Here is a 15,221-nt window from a genome sequence, read left to right on the forward strand (position 1 = left end):
GGCCTCGGCAATCAGATCGGCGGCGTCGCCGGCCAGCTCGCCCAGCGCTTCCTGCCGTTCGAGGCCGGCCCGCAGTTCGCCCCGCAGGGCTTCTTCGGCAATCTGCTCGGCCAGGTCGGGGCTCCGCTCGGCGGCGCCATCGGCGGTGCGTTCGGCCATCAGGGCCTCGGCAATCAGATCGGCGGCGTCGCCGGCCAGCTTGCCCAGCGCTTCCTGCCGTTCGAGGCCGCGCCGGAATTCGCCCCGCAGGGCTATCTCGGCAACCTGCTCGGCCAGACCGGTTCGCCTTACGGTGGCGCCATCACCAACTGCTTCGGGAATCGGAGTTTCGGCCCCACCCTCGGCGGCGTCATGAGCCAGCACGGCCAGAACGTGCTGCCGTTCGAAGCGGCCCCGGAGTTTGCCCCGCAGGGAATCCTCGGCGGCTTCCTCGGCAGCACGCTCGGCGGCCTCGGCGGCGGCTTCGTCGGCAAGGCGCTCGGCAATCGCAACCTGGGCCGGAGCATCGGCAGTACCGCGGGCGGCATCCTCGGCTCGATCCTGCCGTTCGACGCCGGCCCGCAGCTGGTGCAGAACGGCTGGGCCAACGTCCCGATCTATCCCTACCAGGGCGTGACCTATCACTGAGCCCGTATCGACCGGCGTAAGGCTGCACTCAGACGTTGCAAGTGTCCCGTTGCAAGTGTCCCCCGGGCGGCTCGATAGTCGTCCGGGGGAAACACGGAAGACAGTGAGGACGACCATCATGACGGACAATTTTGCCACGAACGGATCCAGCGACGAGTTCATCGTCGCCGGACGCAGCGCGTCCGACACATCCCAGCTGACCGCGTTCGAGGACGCGCTGAAAGGCATCAGCGGCGCCTCGGTCGTTTCGAGAGGCGGCCGTCCCGACCAGCCGCACCTCGTCGTGAACCTGCCGTTGCAAGACGCCGAACAACTCAAATCCCGCTTCGGCACGGCGCTGATCATCGAGCGGAACGCCAAGCTCAGTCCGTTCTGACAGGTCAACGCCATGCGCCGATCCAACAAGCGACAGAGATCCAAGGAGAGAGACGCTATGGCCGACAACAATGCGAGCGACAATTCCGCGGGCCAGGGTAAGGGCTCGAACGGCCGCGGCAATGCCGCGCCGAACAAGACCGACGCGGCCGCGCCGACGGTGGAGCCCACGGTGAAGGCGAGACGGTCCCGCTTCCTGGTCGCGGCGCGCCCGCTGCCCGGCGTGCAGCCGATGGCCGTCGATGCGATCGCGACGACCCTCAACAACATGCCGGATGTCCAGATCATCAAGCAGGTGAAGCCGAGCGGCTTCGGCGCGTTCTCGGCCGGAGGCGGCGGTGGCGGCATGCCGGAGATCGTCGTGGCGGAGATGGATCCGGCGCGCGGCGCGGCGCTGCGGGCCAGCGCGCCGCCCAACGTCATCGTCGAGCACGATGCGCTGTTGCGGCACGCCGATGATCTGTCGATGGCCTTCAACAATGCCATGACGATGTCGCCAGGCATCGGCATCGACGTGCGGCTGCGCGTCGTCGGCACCAGCGGACAGCCGCTGCCGAAGGCGACGGTCTACGTCTATGGGCTCGGCTTCCCAGGCCAGGGCGTGACCGATGACAGGGGCGAAGTCACCGTGACCGTGTTCGGCGGGCCGCTGGAGACGATCCAGGCGATCTACGTCAAGCCCTCCGCGAACTACTGGGACCGCATGTTCGAGCGCCCGGCGCTGTCCGACGGCATCAACACGCTGCAGCTGCAGCCGTTCAGCGCGACCTTCCAGGGCTTCCCCGGATCGCCCTATGTCGGCTGGGGCCAGCAGCTGATGAAGCTCGATCAGCTCGATCCGTCGCTGACTGGACAGGGCGTCAAGGTCGCGATCATCGACTCCGGCTGCGACAGCGGCCACCCGCAGCTGACCCACGTCACGCGCGGCATGGACTTCACCAACAACAAGGACGGCGCGAGCTGGGCCAGGGATACGATGTCGCACGGCACGCATTGTGCCGGCATCATCACCGCGGCGACCTCAGGCCAATTGAAGGCCGTGCGCGGCTTTGCGCCGATGGCGGAAGTACACGCCCTGAAGGTGTTCCCGGGCGGCCGCTTCAGCGACCTGATCGATGCGCTCGACCAGTGCATCGCCAGCGGCATCGACGTCGTCAACATGAGCCTCGGCAGCAGCGAGGCGTCCGAGCTCGTCGCGCACAAGCTGATCGAAGCGCGGCAGAACGGCGTCGCCTGCATCGTCGCGGCCGGCAATGCCAGCGGGCCGGTGCAGTTCCCGGGCAACCAGCCGTCCGTTCTCACGGTGTCGGCGATCGGCAAGCTCGGCGAGTTTCCCGACGACAGCTATCACGCCCGCACGGTCGTGCCCAACATGGTCGCCGGCGCGATGTTCTCGCCGCGCTTCACCTGCTTCGGCCCGCAGATCGGCGTCGCGGGTCCGGGCGTTGCCATTGTCTCGACCGTGCCCGGCGGCGGCTATGCGGCCTGGGACGGCACCTCGATGGCGACGCCGCACATCACCGGCATGGGTGCGCTGCTGCTCGCCCATCACCCGGTGTTCCGTGACGCCGCCAAGGCCCGCAACGAGCAGCGCGTCTCGCAGCTGTTCTCGCTGCTCGCCAGCGCCGGCGTGCGCTATCTCGGCGACCCGACGCGCGAGGGCGTCGGCGTGCCGGATCTGCAGCGCGTCGCCGGGCTCGGCGCCGCGGCCCAGAGCGGCAACATGGCGACCGCCTCGGCGGCGCCTCCGCTCAGCGGCACCATGAGCTTCGGCGTGCCTTACCAGGGATCGCCGTTCGCCAACGCCTATCTGCAGCCGGCCCAGATGATCCATCCGGCGCTGCTGCAGAGCTTCCTTCAGATGCGCAACGCAGGACTGGTCTGACGGGCGCGTCCACCGCAAGCAGGACTCCGCCGGCGGCAACGCCGGCGGATGTCGTTTCGATGCTTGTTCGGACCAGGCAAGACGCAGCAGGCCGTCGGCCCGGCAGAGACCGGGAACGACGCTCCAGCTTCAGCGCTGGTGATGCGCCCGCAGACGGTGAGCGGCCTGGTTGCGCCGGCGCACGTTGAGCTTCTCGAGGATGTTGTGCACGTGGTTCTTGACCGTGCCGACCTCGATCCTGAGATTGCGCGCGATCTCTTTGTTGGACAAGCCGACCTCGATCATCTGCAGGATCTCGCATTCGCGCGGCGTCAGCTCGCCGAGCCGCGACTTCGTCGCGGGCGCCGGCTGAAGGCGGTTGGGTTGCTCCTCGGGCTCGGCCACGATCGAGATCTGCTCGCTGGCAACCTGCTCGGTGCGGCCCGAGGTCAGCCGGTCGACCTGCGCGATGACATCGTCGATCGAGCCGTCGCGCGGGACGCAGCCGGCGATGCCGCGACCGATCGCAGACAGCGCGGGCGCTGCGATCTCCGGAACGCCGATCGCGAGGATCTCCAGATCGGGCTGCTGACGCAGCAGCGTGGTGGCGCGGTCGAGACTGTGCCATTCGCCGATGTCGAGCAGCACCAGATCCGGGCGGCTCGACCCGACCAGGCTGAGGGCGCCGCGGTGATCGACCGTGTCGATCACGTCGAGACGGTCGTTCTGTCCCAGCCTTGCGCCGAGCGCCTCGCGAAAGAAACGTGTTTCACTGACGATGAGAATGCGGGTCTTGCCCGCGACCACTTCGGCCATGTCGGCCGCAAGGGAGGGAACCGGCAGAATGTCGAGCTCGACGGCACGTCGCGACATTGGAAACTCCCAATTGCAAAATGGCTGCAGCGGTCCTGCAGGGCGCTCAAAACGCGCCCTCGCAGAGACGGGGTGGATTGCAGATGAAATGATGCTGGGAATTGAACAACCTTTGGGCGAAATCTGCCCCACAATCATGACGAGAACGTGGTCGGGACTGCTGGGCGCTTCGTCGCAGATCCTCGGCAAAAACCGGTATGATGCTGCCATGCCTGTACATCTGCGCGGTCTCCTCACCAACCAACCATGGACTTGCAAATGCACCTACAGGGTGTGTCGCAACACAACCTGGAAACGTTCGCAGATTCCTGGCGGAACTGACGTGTCGAGACCATGATCGACCGCACATTCAGAGCCGGCTTGCACCGGCCGTCGCGATCATTAAATTAGGCGATCACCCCACGACATGTTCGAGAACGAAACAGGCCCATGAGCTATATCGAAGCGACCGACACTGCTGCGCGCAAGAACGGCCAGATCAAGCTGCACGGCGCGAGCGGCTTTGCCGGCATGCGCAAGGCCGGCGCGCTGGTGTCGAAGTGCCTCGATGCACTGACCGACATCGTCAAGCCGGGCGTGCCGACCTCGCGAATCGACGATGTCGTGCGCGACTTCGCCTTCGGCCACGGCGCCTATCCGGCGACGCTGATGTATCGCGGCTATCGCTACTCGACCTGCACGTCGATCAACCATGTCGTCTGCCATGGCATGCCCAACGACCGACCGCTGAAGGAAGGCGACATCATCAATGTCGACGTGACCTTCATCGTCGACGGCTGGTACGGCGATTCGAGCCGCATGTATGCGATCGGCCCGATCTCGCGGAAGGCCGAACGGCTGATCGAGGTCACCTACGAATCGATGATGCGGGGCATCGCCGCGGTGAAGCCCGGCGCCACCACCGGTGACATCGGCCACGCGATCCAGAGCTTCGTCGAGCCGCAGGGCATGAGCGTGGTGCGCGATTTCTGCGGCCACGGTCTTGGACGGCTGTTCCACGACGAGCCGAACATCATCCATGTCGGTCGCCCCGGCGAGGGCGTGCTGCTCAAGCCCGGCATGTTCTTCACGATCGAGCCGATGATCAATCTCGGCAAGCCGCATGTGAAGATCCTGTCCGACGGCTGGACCGCCGTGACGCGCGACCGCTCGCTGTCGGCGCAGTTCGAGCATTCGGTCGGCGTCACCAATGACGGCGTCGAGATCTTCACGCTGTCGGAGCGCCATGGCGAGAAGCCGCTGACGCAGGTGTGAGTTCGCAGGAACGCGTGACCGCGCCGAGGTCGATGCGTCACTTCGATCCTAGAGCATGATCCGGAAAAGTGGAAACCGGTTTTCCGAAAAGATCATGTTCAAACCAAGAGACAAGATCATGATGCGTTTCCGCCGAAACGCATCTTGATCTTGACCGTTGCGCATCTCAGTTGCGCTTGGCCTTCGGCAGATCGATGGCACCGCGATGCGGAGCACCGTTGGGCAGCGAATCAAACAGAACGACGAACGTGATGCGGTCAGCGCTGGCCTCGAGCACGCCAAGCGCTTCGGCCTTGCCGACGACCCGCTTCCCGTCGACCGTTTGCTCGACGGCCGCGAGCGTGCCCAATTCCTCCGACGCGCCGCTCCCAGGCTCGACGACGAACAGCTTGAACGGGACCTCCGGTCCGTGCGGCGCGCCGGCGAGCACCAGCAGCCGGCCGTCGGGCAGCGCCGCCAGATCGCGCACGCCACGTCCGTCGAGCTTGACAGGCAGCGCCTCAGGCTTCGCGGCACCCCTCTCATGCCCCGCTGCGAACAGGTCGGAGACCGTCGCCGGCACGAGATAGGCGTTGTCGCCAATCACCGGCGCGCGCAGGCCGAACCACAGCCGGTCGCCTTGTGCGGCGATGCCCTCGATGTTCAGCCCCTTCTCGGATTCGAGATCCTTGCCGAAGAACTCACTGACTGGTGCCGCGCGCCGCAGCAGATCGGACACCCGGTAGGTCGTCTCCGCTTCACCCGATGCCGCCGGATCGGAATTCACGCGCGCCAGAATGAAGGATGACAGCCGGAACTTGTCTTTCTTGCGCGAGCAGCCGTGCGAGCCGATCACGTAGAAATATGGCTCCGCATAGGCGACGCCCTCACCGTCGAGATCATCGAAATCATCCTTTTCCTTGCACGTCGCCTCCGGCGCAGCCCCGAGTGTCTTCGGGTTCGGCTCCTTGCCGATCAGGCCGACGAGAGCGCCGGCCGTGATCCCGCCGTTGTCGATGGCGGCGCGCTGCGCCGTCCGGTTCTCGTCGTTGATCACAAGGCAGCTGCGTTTGCCCTGCTCCGGCGCCAGGCAGGCGATGCCGCTGAGATCCTCGGCCGTCTTGTCGGATCCCTTCTTGAAGGTGCCGGACACCTCGAGCTTGGTGAGTGGAATGGTGCCGGGCTGCGCGGCGAGCAAGGCCGGGCCGCCGTTGACGGCCATCAATGCGACGAGGGTCGCAACGAGGGTCAAACATGCCAATCGCATCTATGCCTCCCTTGAATGAGCGCGTGCTGAAAACAACTGACGATTGCACAGCCGCCGGAGAGCCGCAACGGCCAGCCGCTCAGCGCGGGTTCCGGCAGAGGCGCTGCGCGTCGGAGCGGTCCGATTGTTGCCATCCACCGATGGTTCGATTGCCGCATCAACATGAATCGGAGGCGCTCTTGGCGAACCCAACCCGCCGCGGCTTTCTCGGCCTCGTCTCCACGGGTGCCGCGCTGCTCGCTCCGTCCGCACGTGCGACATCGGAGTCCGCCCCACCTTCGGCGGGCGCAGGCGACGCCTGCATCCTGACGCCGCAATCCGAATCCGGTCCTTACTATCTCGACCCCGGACTGGTGCGCGCCGACATCGCCGAGGGCCGACCCGGCGTTCCGCTGGCGCTGCGACTGCGCGTGATCGAGGCCGGCGCCTGCACGCCGATCGCTGGCGCACGGGTCGACATTTGGCACTGCGACGCGCGCGGCGTCTATTCGGGATTTTCCGGCCAGAGCGACACGCACAAGGTCGACCAGACCGGCAAGACGTTCCTGCGCGGCACGCAGATGGCCGACACCTCAGGCTGGGCCGGCTTCAGGACGATCTATCCCGGCTGGTATGCCGGACGCGCCACCCATGTTCATTTCAGGGTGTTCGTCGACGACGCAACGGTGCTGACCGGGCAGACCTTCTTCCCGGAGGCCTTGAACGAGTTCATCTACACCAACGTGCCCGACTACACGGGACGGCCGAAGCAGCGGCTCGTCATCAACGCCAATGACCGCGTTGCCACCGAGGCCGACCCCGATCACCGCGCGCATTGCGCTGTCAAGGAAGAGCGCGACCACTATCTCGCGACCTTGACCCTGGCGGTGAGCCGCAAGCCGGCCACGCCGGTCGAGATGCCGACCGGCAGGCTGCCGCCGGCGCCGTGGATCAAGGACCGGCTCGCCGCGGTGGTGCCCGGACTCAAGCGCAGCCCGTTCTGATCAGTCCTGTTCGGTGAACAGATAAGCGAGCGCGGCGAGCGGCAGCGCCGTGCCGAGCGCGGCCGCGAACGTCCAGCCGCCATGGGCATAGGCGAAGGCGCCGATGCCCGAGCCGGCGGCGCCGGCCACGAAGAACGTCGTCATGTAGAGCCCGTTGAGCCGGCTGCGCTGGCCGGCGCCGAGCACGAACAACACGCGATAGCCGAGGATGAGGCTGAGCTGCGCGCCGCAATCGATTGCGATGGCGGCCACGACCAGCATCGCCAACGACCAGCTGGTCCCGAGCGGCGCCAGCAGTGTCACCGCAAAGCCGGTCGCACACAGCAGCATCGCCGCGACCGTGGCAGGCTTCGTCCAGCCGCGGTCGGCGATGCGGCCGGCCACCGGCGCCATGATCGCGCCGGCGACGCCCGCCAGCGCGAACAGGGCAATTCCGGTCTGCGACATGCGGAAATCAGGGCCTGCCAGCAACAGCGGCACAGTGGTCCAGAACACGCTGAAGCAGCCGAACAGCGCGGCCTGGTACAGCGCGCGACGGCGCAGGGCCGGCGTGTCGCGATAGAGGTGCACCATGGAGCCGAGCAGCTGGCCATAGCTCAGCCGCGCCTCCGGCTCGCGCGGCGGCAGCGCGACGCGGAGCACGATGGCAAGGATCACCATGGCCACGGCCGATGCCGCATAGATCACGTGCCAGGAGGCATGCGCAGCGACGAAGCTCGCGAGCGGCCGTGCCAGCATGATGCCGAGCATCAGGCCGGTGGTGACGTTGCCGACGGTGCGGCCGCGGATCGCCTCCGGCGCCATGTGCCCGGCATAGGGGATCAGGATCTGCACCGCGACCGAGCCGAAGCCGATCAGCAGCGCCGAGAGCAGGAATGTCGACGGGCTCGTCGCCAGGGCCGCACAGGCCAGCGCGGCGGCACCGATGATGATGGTGGCAATGACGAGCTTGCGGTTCTCGATGAGATCGCCGAGCGGGACGACCAGGAGGAGGCCGGCGCCATAGCCGATCTGGCTCATGGTCACCAGCAGCCCGGCGAACTGCGGGCGCAGACCGAGATCGGCGCCGATCGGCCCGATCAGCGGCTGCGCATAATAGATGTTGGCGACGATCAACCCGCAGGAGAAGGCGAGCAGCAGCGTGATCCAGGCCGACAGCGAGTCGCCGGAATCGGACGTGATGGTGGTCAACGGAAACGTCTCCGGGCGGGAATACCAAGTCAGTGAGGCAACGCATCGATGCTGTCGAGTGAAGATTTTGCGTCGCAACATTCAAGGCTGACATAGGTATTGCGTCCGTCCCGCCAATTCACGTCTGCGTGGGCGCCGCGTCGGGCAGGCCAGCGCGACAGCGATCACGGCCGGGCTTCCGTCTCCTGCTCCGGGATGTCGCGACCGCCGATCAGGCGGGGCAGCAGCATCGGTACCCGCCGGCGGTAGCGTCGATAGGTGTCGCCGAATGCCGCGACCAGATCGCGCTCCTCGAGCTGCAACCCGACCAGGATATAGGCCGTGTTGAGCGCCGCGAACATGAGATGTCCGACGCTCATCTCGGGCGTGGCCCAGAAGGCGAGCAGGAAGCCGAGCATCAGCGGATGGCGGACGAGACGGTAGAGCAGCGGCGTCTTAAACGGCTGCGCCGGCGCCTCCGTCGCGCGCAGCGCAAAGGCAGCCTGCTTCAGCCCGAACAGATCGAAATGATCGATCAGATAGGTCGAGGTGAGCACGATCAGCCAGCCCAGCCAGTGGATCGAGGTCAGCACGCTCGCACCAAGTCCTTCGATCCGCCAGATCGGCGTCGGAATCGGCCGCCACTGCCAGAACAGCAGCAGCAGGATCAGGCTCGACAACAGCACATAGGTGCTGCGCTCGGCCGCCTTCGGGATGAAGCGCGTCAACCATCGCTTGAACGCCGGGCGCGCCATGACGCTGTGCTGGAGCGCAAACAGCGCGAGCAGCAGCACATCGACGAGGACGGCCTCCGTCACGGAACCGGATCCGCCCACGTCGATCGACTTGGAGGTGAGAGAGTTGATATTGCCGACGAAACCGACCGCCCAGACGAACGACCCAAGAAAGACGGCGTAGCTCGTAATGGCGTAGAGCATGATGAGGAGGCGTGCGAACATGACTGTTTCCCGGTTGTGCCGCAATCAGCCTGACCGCTAGCAGCGGACCGTCCCCCGAGCGTCCCCTGGGACGCGGTCATTGCAGGTCGCATCCACGATGGTTCAGTTCAGCGTCCGCACCTTCGGCTTCCCCGAGATCCGCCGGGACGGTGAAGCGTGCCCGTTGCCGCTGCGCAAGGGCGTCGCGCTGCTGGTCTATCTGGCCGAAGCCAAGGGCGCGGTCGCGCGCGAATTCGTCGCGACGATGCTCTGGCCCGACAGCCCCGACGAAGTTGCCCGGGCGCGGCTGCGCCGCCTGCTGCACCGGATTCAGCTCACGCTCGGCGATGGCTGTCTCACGGTCGACCGCACCACGATCCGCTGGTCCGGGGCGGTCGGGCTGGAGGTGGATTCGAAGCTGTTCGAAGCGGCCTGCGATCGCGGCGAATTTGCGCTGGCCTGCCGGCTCTATCCAGGTGATTTCCTCGACGGCTTCTCGCCCGGGGACTGCCCGCCATTCGACGAATGGGCATTCTTCCGGCGCGAGGCCCTGCGCGGCCGGGCGGTGCAAGCGCTGGAGCGGGTGGTGCAGGACGCGAGCGTGGCCGGCGACCACGCCACGGCTGCGGCCCATGCCCACCGCCTCGTCGCGCTCGATCCGCTCAGCGAGGTCTATGGCCGCGCCCTGATCCGCAGCCTGATGCTTTCGGGCGATCGCGCCTCAGCCGAGCGCCAGCTCGAGGCGTTGGCGCAGCGTCTGCGCGAGGAGCTCGGCGTGGCGCCCGAAGCGGATACTCTGGCCCTGTTGCAGCAGGGCACGACCACGCAGGGCGAGCGCGCGCCGCCGACCCGCTATGTCGGCGGCGGCGGCATTCATCTGGCGTATCAGACCTACGGCACCGGCCGTCCCGACATCCTGCTGCTGCCCGGCTTCGTCTCCCATGTCGAACGGATCTGGGAGGAGCCGCGCTGCCGGGCGCTGCTGTCGGCGCTCGCGGCGATGGGACGCCTGATCCTGTTCGATCGCCGCGGCGTCGGACTCTCGGACAGGGTCGGCTTCAGTCCGAGCGTGGAGGCCACCGCGCGGGACCTCGCAACCGTGCTCGACGCCGCCGGCAGCCGGCGCGCCGTGCTGCTCGGCGCCTCCGAGGGCGGACCGGCCTGCATCTCGTTCGCGGCCGATCATCCCGAGCGCGTCGCCGGGTTGATCCTGTTCGCCTCGCTGGCCAAGGGCAGCGCGGCGTCCGACTATCCCTATGCGCTGCAGGCGAGCCAATACGGCCTATGGCTGCGGCAGCTGATCGCCGAATGGGGCGGCCCGGCCGGGATCGAGACGTTCGCGCCGAGCCTGGCCGGCGATCCCCAGGCCCGCGCCTGGTGGGCAGGGCTGCTGCGGGCCGCATCGAGCCCCGGCGCGATCAAGGGGCTGCTCCAGGCCCTCAGGGACACGGATGTCCGGCATCTGCTCGGACGGGTGTCCGCGCCGACCCTGGTGCTGCACCGTCGCGGTGACCGCGCGGTGCTGGTCGGGGCCGGCCGGCATCTCGCCAGCCACATTCCCCAGGCGCGATTCGTCGAGCTCGACGGCGCCGATCACTGGATGTTCGCCGGAGATCAGCAGCCGGTGCTGACCCGCATCGCCGCCTTCGTGGCCGGCCTCCCGGTGTAGGCACGATGGCGGGATCGCACGGATCGATGTAGTCCGGTACAGACAGGAGGATCCGATCGTCATGGCAGAGGACGCAGCATTCCATCGCGAGCAGCGCCAGGTGGCGACCGGCATGGCCGCAGCCGCGCTGATCGCCATCGCCGCCATCGGCATCGGGCTGTGGCAGGGTAGCGGCCCGACGCAGCCCCTGGCCGCGCGGCTGGCCACGGTGCTGCGGCTCGACCTGCTCGTGGTGGTCTGGCTGCTCGCCGCGATCGGCAACGTCGCGCGCCTGCGCTTCTTCTCAGCCCAGGACATCGCCGGCAGCGCCACGACGGTCGCGAGCGAGGCCGTGCGGCGCGGCAATGCGATCCTGCAGAATACCCTGGAGCAGGCCGTGCTCGCCGTCGCGGTGCATCTCGGGCTGGCGGCGACGCTGCCGTATCCGGACCTCCTGCTGGTGACGCTCGTGATCCTGTTCGGCCTCGGACGGCTGTTGTTCTGGCTCGGCTATGCCCGCGGCGCCGCAGGCCGCGCCTTCGGCTTTGCGCTCACCTTCTATCCGACCGCTTTCTCGCTGATCCTCGGCATCGCCCTGGTGCTGACCGGGCGCGCGGCCTGACGCATTTGCCGAGCGTGCAACGCGAACACTTCGAGGTTGCAAAAACGCTGCATCACGGCATGCTGGCGCGATGCCGGAGAAAGACCTTCCCCCCACCGACAATTCGGCCGAGACGCCGCATTTTCACGGCCATCGCCAACGGCTGCGCGAGCGCTTTCACAGCGCCGGCCCCGACGCGCTGAGCGACTACGAGCTCTTGGAGATGGTGCTGTTTGCGGCGCTGCCGCGGCGCGACGTCAAGCCACTGGCCAAGGCACTGCTCAAGACGTTCGGATCGTTCGCGGAGGTCATTCACGCGCCGGAGCCGCGGCTGCGCGAGATCGACGGGGTCGGGGATGCCTCGGTCACGCAGCTCAAGCTGATCGCGGCCGCCGCACACCGCATCGCCAGGGGCGAGGTCCGGCAGAAGCACGCGCTGGCGTCGTGGCAGGACGTCATCACCTATTGCCGCACCAGCATGGCGTTTGCCGACAAGGAGCAGTTCAGGCTGCTGTTTCTCGACAAGCGCAACCAGCTGATCGCCGACGAGGTCCAGCAGACCGGCACGGTCGATCACACGCCTGTCTATCCGCGCGAGGTGATCAAGCGCGCGCTGGAATTGTCGGCCACCGCGATCATCCTGGTGCACAACCACCCCTCCGGCGACCCGACGCCGTCGCAGGCGGACATCCGCATGACCAAGACCATCGTCGACATCGCCAAGCCGCTCGGCATCACCGTGCACGACCACATCATCGTCGGCAGGAACGGCCATACCAGCCTGAAGAGCATCGGGGTGATGTGACGCCGCGCGCATCCGCGCCGGACGATCGCAATGTCGTCATGCCCAGCGGCGCGCCATCCCGACACACAGCACGACGATCGCGGCTGCGCCGATCATGCTGGCGGACACCGGCTCATCCAGCAGCAGGCTCGCAAAGGCGAGGCCGAGAAACGGTTGCAGCAGCTGCAGCTGCCCCACGGTCGCGGTGCCGCCGCGTGCGAGGCCGCGGTACCAGAACGCGAAGCCGATGAACATGCTGAAGACCGAGACATAGGCGAGGCCGAGCCAAGCTGCCGCCGTGATGTCACGAGACGCGCCGGGCCACGTCAGCACGGCGAGCAGCAGCATCAGCGGCGACGACAGCACCAGCGCCCACGAGATCACCTGCCAGCCGCCGATCTGCCGCGTCAGCATCGCGCCTTCCGCATAGCCGAGTCCGCAGACGACGATCGCCGCGATCATCGCGACGTCGCCGATCGGTGAGGCCGCGCCGTCCTGCGCCAGCGCGAAGCCGGAGACGGCGGCGGCGCCGAGCGCCGCGAACAGCCAGAACAGCGGGCGCGGCTGCTCGCCACCGCGCAGCACGCCGAACAGCGCGGTCGACAGCGGCAGCAACCCGACGAACACGATCGCATGCGCGGAGGTGATGTGCTGGAGCGCGAGCGCGGTCAGCAGCGGAAAGCCTGCGACGACGCCGAGCGACACGATGGCGAGCGGGAGCAGATCGCGCCGGGCAGGACGCGGCTGCCGCAGCAGAGCGAGACAGAGCGCAGCCAGCACGGCCGCGAGCGTCGCCCGCGCGCCGGTCAGGAACAGCGGCGGGAAGCCGTCCAGCGCGGCCCGCGTCGCCGGCAGCGAGCCGCTGAAGATCGTCATCCCGATGGCGCCGCTGCCCCAGCCCTCGACCGATCCTTTCATGGTAATTCCTCCCTGATGTCACCGCCTGCATAGCCGGCGCCGCCTTGCCGCGGGAGGCACGGATCAGTACAATTTGGCCAAACTGTATTGGCTGAAAGAGCAACACACTTGACGCTGACCAGCGCGGATTCGCACTCCGGCGGCCCACGCACCGCCACCGTGATCGCGGCCATCCGGCACCGGCTGGCGACGCGCGCACTCGGTCCCGGCCAGCGCCTGCCGTCGATCCGCGCCCTTGCCGCGGCCATGGGCGTCTCGCCGGCGACCGTCGTCGAGGCCTATGACCGGCTGGCGGCCGAGGGCGTGATCCACGCCCGGCGCGGCTCGGGTTTCTACGTGGCCGACAGCGCGCTGCCGCCGCTCGCGCTCGCGGGGAGCGAGTCGCGCCGGCCGCGGGCGATCGATCCGTTCTGGGTGTCGCGGCAGTCGCTCGATGCCGATGTCACCACGCTCACGCCGGGCTGCGGCTGGCTGCCGGCGACGTGGATGCCGCAGGACGCGTTGCGTCGTGCGATCAGGAGCCTGGCGCGCCGCGACGGTCCCGTCCTGAGCGACTATGGCGGCACGCGCGGATCGGCTGCGCTGCGGCGGGTGCTGCAGGCCCGGCTCGCCGGTCTCGGCATCGACGCCTTCAGCGAGCAATTGCTGCTGACGGCATCGGGCACGCAGGCGATCGACCTGATCTGCCGCATGCTGCTGCGGCCCGGCGACACGGTGCTGGTCGACGACCCCTGCTACTTCAACTTCCTGGCGCTGCTGCGCGCGCATCAAGCTCGGATCGTCAGCGTGCCGATGACCTCGACCGGGCCCGACATCGCGGAGTTCGAGGCCGTGCTCGCTGCCGAGCGGCCGCGGCTCTACATCACCAATTCCGGCCTGCACAATCCGACCGGCGCCACGCTGTCGCTGCAGACCGCGCACCGCCTGCTCAACGCCGCCGCGGCGCATGACATGACCATCATCGAGGACGACATCTATGGCGACTTCGAGCCGGAGCCGTCGCCGCGGCTTGCCGCGCTCGACGGGCTGAGACGGGTGATCCTGATCGGCAGCTTCTCGAAGACGCTGTCGGCGTCGGTGCGATCAGGCTACATCGCGGCGCGGCCGGACTGGATCGAGCCGCTGATCGACCTGCAGATTGCGACCGGCTTCGGCGGCCCCGGACAATTCGCCGCGGAGACCCTGGCGCAGGTGCTGACCGGCGGCAGCTATCGCAAGCACATCGAGGAGTTGCGCGTGCGTCTGGCGCGGGCGCGGCCGCGCGTGGCGGCACGGCTGCAACGCCTCGGCATCACGCCATGGCTGATGCCGCGCGGCGGATTTCATCTGTGGTGCCGGCTGCCGGAGGGATGCGCGGCGACCGACATCGCCCAGGCGGCGCTGGCGGACGACGTGGTGCTGGCGCCCGGCAACGTGTTCAGCGCCGCACAATCAGCCGGCGCGATGATGCGCTTCAACGTCGCGCATTGTGAGGATGCCCGCATCATGGCCGCGCTGGAGCGCGCGATGACTTGATCGGCTGCGCGTCGGCGCGCAGCGATCATGTCTACCGGTGAGCGGCGCTTAGTAGCAGTAGCGGGGATGCGCGCGGACCCAGGAGCCGTCGCCGCGCTGCAGATAGCAGCCGTTGCGATACGCGTAGTAGCCGCCGCGGCGCCGCTCGCCGTCGGCCGCAATCGCGGCGCCGGTCCCGGCGCCGATGACCGCGCCGATCGCAGCCCCGCGCCCGCCGCCGATCGCGCCGCCCAGGATCGCACCGCCCGCACCGCCGAGGATCGCGCCCCCGAGCACGTCTTGCGCAGCCGCCTGATGCAGCGGCGCGATGGTTGCCAAGGTCAGCAGCGCCGCCGCGCCGCAGCGGGTGGCAAAGGAAATCCCCAGACGTCGGGTCATGAACAGGCCTCCGTTCCGGACACGCTATTCCGCCCGGCCGGGCCGTT

15 protein-coding genes are annotated in these 15,221 nt (G+C 67.9%); 9 read left to right on the forward strand and 6 right to left on the reverse strand.

What is annotated here, in order from left to right:
• The 3 genes from HL666_RS26380 to HL666_RS26390 form a co-directional block, all read left to right on the forward strand.
• Nucleotides 1-627: hypothetical protein (locus HL666_RS26380; RefSeq protein ID WP_246741628.1), on the forward strand; the 627-nt coding region annotated here is incomplete at its 5' end.
• 118 nt (nt 628-745) lie between these two features.
• Complete coding sequence (locus HL666_RS26385; RefSeq protein WP_172111689.1) at nt 746-1,003, forward strand: hypothetical protein; 258 nt, start codon at nt 746-748, stop codon at nt 1,001-1,003.
• A 57-nt stretch (nt 1,004-1,060) separates the two neighbouring features.
• Nucleotides 1,061-2,887: a S8 family serine peptidase gene (locus tag HL666_RS26390; RefSeq protein WP_172184432.1), complete on the forward strand. Its 1,827-nt coding sequence runs from the start codon at nt 1,061-1,063 to the stop codon at nt 2,885-2,887.
• 129 nt (nt 2,888-3,016) lie between these two features.
• Here the strand turns inward: HL666_RS26390 and HL666_RS26395 are convergent, their stop codons facing one another.
• A complete protein-coding gene (locus HL666_RS26395; RefSeq protein ID WP_172184434.1) occupies nt 3,017-3,739 on the reverse strand; it encodes a LuxR C-terminal-related transcriptional regulator in 723 nt (240 codons plus the stop codon).
• A gap of 429 nt (nt 3,740-4,168) precedes the next feature.
• Between HL666_RS26395 and map the strand changes: the two genes are divergently transcribed.
• Entirely contained in the window at nt 4,169-4,993 is an 825-nt protein-coding gene (map, locus tag HL666_RS26400) for a type I methionyl aminopeptidase (RefSeq protein ID WP_172131354.1), read from the forward strand.
• A 166-nt stretch (nt 4,994-5,159) separates the two neighbouring features.
• On the opposite strand, the gene HL666_RS26405 is transcribed toward map, so the two are convergent.
• The gene (locus HL666_RS26405; protein ID WP_246741629.1) at nt 5,160-6,224 is read right to left on the reverse strand and encodes a DUF3616 domain-containing protein; all 1,065 of its coding nucleotides are present in this window, start codon (nt 6,222-6,224) and stop codon (nt 5,160-5,162) included.
• Between the two features lie 194 nt (nt 6,225-6,418).
• Here HL666_RS26405 and HL666_RS26410 point away from each other — a divergent pair, with 194 nt between their 5' ends.
• A complete protein-coding gene (locus tag HL666_RS26410) occupies nt 6,419-7,222 on the forward strand; it encodes an intradiol ring-cleavage dioxygenase (protein ID WP_172184438.1) in 804 nt (267 codons plus the stop codon).
• Here HL666_RS26410 and HL666_RS26415 read toward each other — a convergent pair whose 3' ends face one another.
• Together HL666_RS26415 and mddA are read right to left on the reverse strand one after the other, a co-directional pair.
• A complete protein-coding gene (locus HL666_RS26415) occupies nt 7,223-8,413 on the reverse strand; it encodes an MFS transporter (RefSeq protein WP_172184440.1) in 1,191 nt (396 codons plus the stop codon).
• A gap of 164 nt (nt 8,414-8,577) precedes the next feature.
• Nucleotides 8,578-9,351: a methanethiol S-methyltransferase gene (mddA, locus tag HL666_RS26420; RefSeq protein WP_172184442.1), complete on the reverse strand. Its 774-nt coding sequence runs from the start codon at nt 9,349-9,351 to the stop codon at nt 8,578-8,580.
• Nucleotides 9,352-9,448: 97 nt separating this feature from the next.
• Between mddA and HL666_RS26425 the strand changes: the two genes are divergently transcribed.
• The 3 genes from HL666_RS26425 (at nt 9,449) to radC (ending at nt 12,384) form a co-directional block, all read left to right on the forward strand.
• Nucleotides 9,449-10,999: a bifunctional AfsR/SARP family transcriptional regulator/alpha/beta hydrolase gene (locus tag HL666_RS26425; RefSeq protein ID WP_172184444.1), complete on the forward strand. Its 1,551-nt coding sequence runs from the start codon at nt 9,449-9,451 to the stop codon at nt 10,997-10,999.
• A 61-nt stretch (nt 11,000-11,060) separates the two neighbouring features.
• Nucleotides 11,061-11,600 (forward strand): MAPEG family protein, encoded by a 540-nt coding sequence (locus HL666_RS26430; protein ID WP_172131359.1) that lies wholly within the window; start codon nt 11,061-11,063, stop codon nt 11,598-11,600.
• A gap of 70 nt (nt 11,601-11,670) precedes the next feature.
• Entirely contained in the window at nt 11,671-12,384 is a 714-nt protein-coding gene (gene radC / locus HL666_RS26435) for a RadC family protein (RefSeq protein WP_172184446.1), read from the forward strand.
• Nucleotides 12,385-12,420: 36 nt separating this feature from the next.
• Here the strand turns inward: radC and HL666_RS26440 are convergent, their stop codons facing one another.
• Entirely contained in the window at nt 12,421-13,281 is an 861-nt protein-coding gene (locus tag HL666_RS26440) for a DMT family transporter (protein ID WP_172131384.1), read from the reverse strand.
• A 108-nt stretch (nt 13,282-13,389) separates the two neighbouring features.
• Between HL666_RS26440 and HL666_RS26445 the strand changes: the two genes are divergently transcribed.
• The gene (locus HL666_RS26445; protein ID WP_172131385.1) at nt 13,390-14,796 is read left to right on the forward strand and encodes an aminotransferase-like domain-containing protein; all 1,407 of its coding nucleotides are present in this window, start codon (nt 13,390-13,392) and stop codon (nt 14,794-14,796) included.
• Nucleotides 14,797-14,844: 48 nt separating this feature from the next.
• On the opposite strand, the gene HL666_RS26450 is transcribed toward HL666_RS26445, so the two are convergent.
• Nucleotides 14,845-15,174 carry a YMGG-like glycine zipper-containing protein gene (locus HL666_RS26450; protein WP_172131386.1) on the reverse strand — a complete coding sequence of 110 codons (330 nt, stop codon included), beginning with the start codon at nt 15,172-15,174 and terminating at the stop codon, nt 14,845-14,847.
• Nucleotides 15,175-15,221 lie beyond the last annotated feature (47 nt).

It is taken from the genome of Bradyrhizobium aeschynomenes, assembly GCF_013178945.1.
In the GTDB taxonomy this organism is placed as follows: domain Bacteria; phylum Pseudomonadota; class Alphaproteobacteria; order Rhizobiales; family Xanthobacteraceae; genus Bradyrhizobium; species Bradyrhizobium aeschynomenes.

Excerpts from the sequence above, each read along its gene's own strand:
- HL666_RS26430 (WP_172131359.1), top strand. The coding sequence starts at position 11,061 with ATGGCAGAGGACGCAGCATTCCATCGCGAGCAGCGCCAGGTGGCGACC.
- mddA (WP_172184442.1), bottom strand. The coding sequence starts at position 9,351 with ATGTTCGCACGCCTCCTCATCATGCTCTACGCCATTACGAGCTACGCC.
- HL666_RS26385 (WP_172111689.1), top strand. The coding sequence starts at position 746 with ATGACGGACAATTTTGCCACGAACGGATCCAGCGACGAGTTCATCGTC.
- map (WP_172131354.1), top strand. The coding sequence starts at position 4,169 with ATGAGCTATATCGAAGCGACCGACACTGCTGCGCGCAAGAACGGCCAG.
- HL666_RS26450 (WP_172131386.1), bottom strand. The coding sequence starts at position 15,174 with ATGACCCGACGTCTGGGGATTTCCTTTGCCACCCGCTGCGGCGCGGCG.
- HL666_RS26390 (WP_172184432.1), top strand. The coding sequence starts at position 1,061 with ATGGCCGACAACAATGCGAGCGACAATTCCGCGGGCCAGGGTAAGGGC.
- HL666_RS26440 (WP_172131384.1), bottom strand. The coding sequence starts at position 13,281 with ATGAAAGGATCGGTCGAGGGCTGGGGCAGCGGCGCCATCGGGATGACG.
- radC (WP_172184446.1), top strand. The coding sequence starts at position 11,671 with ATGCCGGAGAAAGACCTTCCCCCCACCGACAATTCGGCCGAGACGCCG.
- HL666_RS26395 (WP_172184434.1), bottom strand. The coding sequence starts at position 3,739 with ATGTCGCGACGTGCCGTCGAGCTCGACATTCTGCCGGTTCCCTCCCTT.
- HL666_RS26425 (WP_172184444.1), top strand. The coding sequence starts at position 9,449 with ATGGTTCAGTTCAGCGTCCGCACCTTCGGCTTCCCCGAGATCCGCCGG.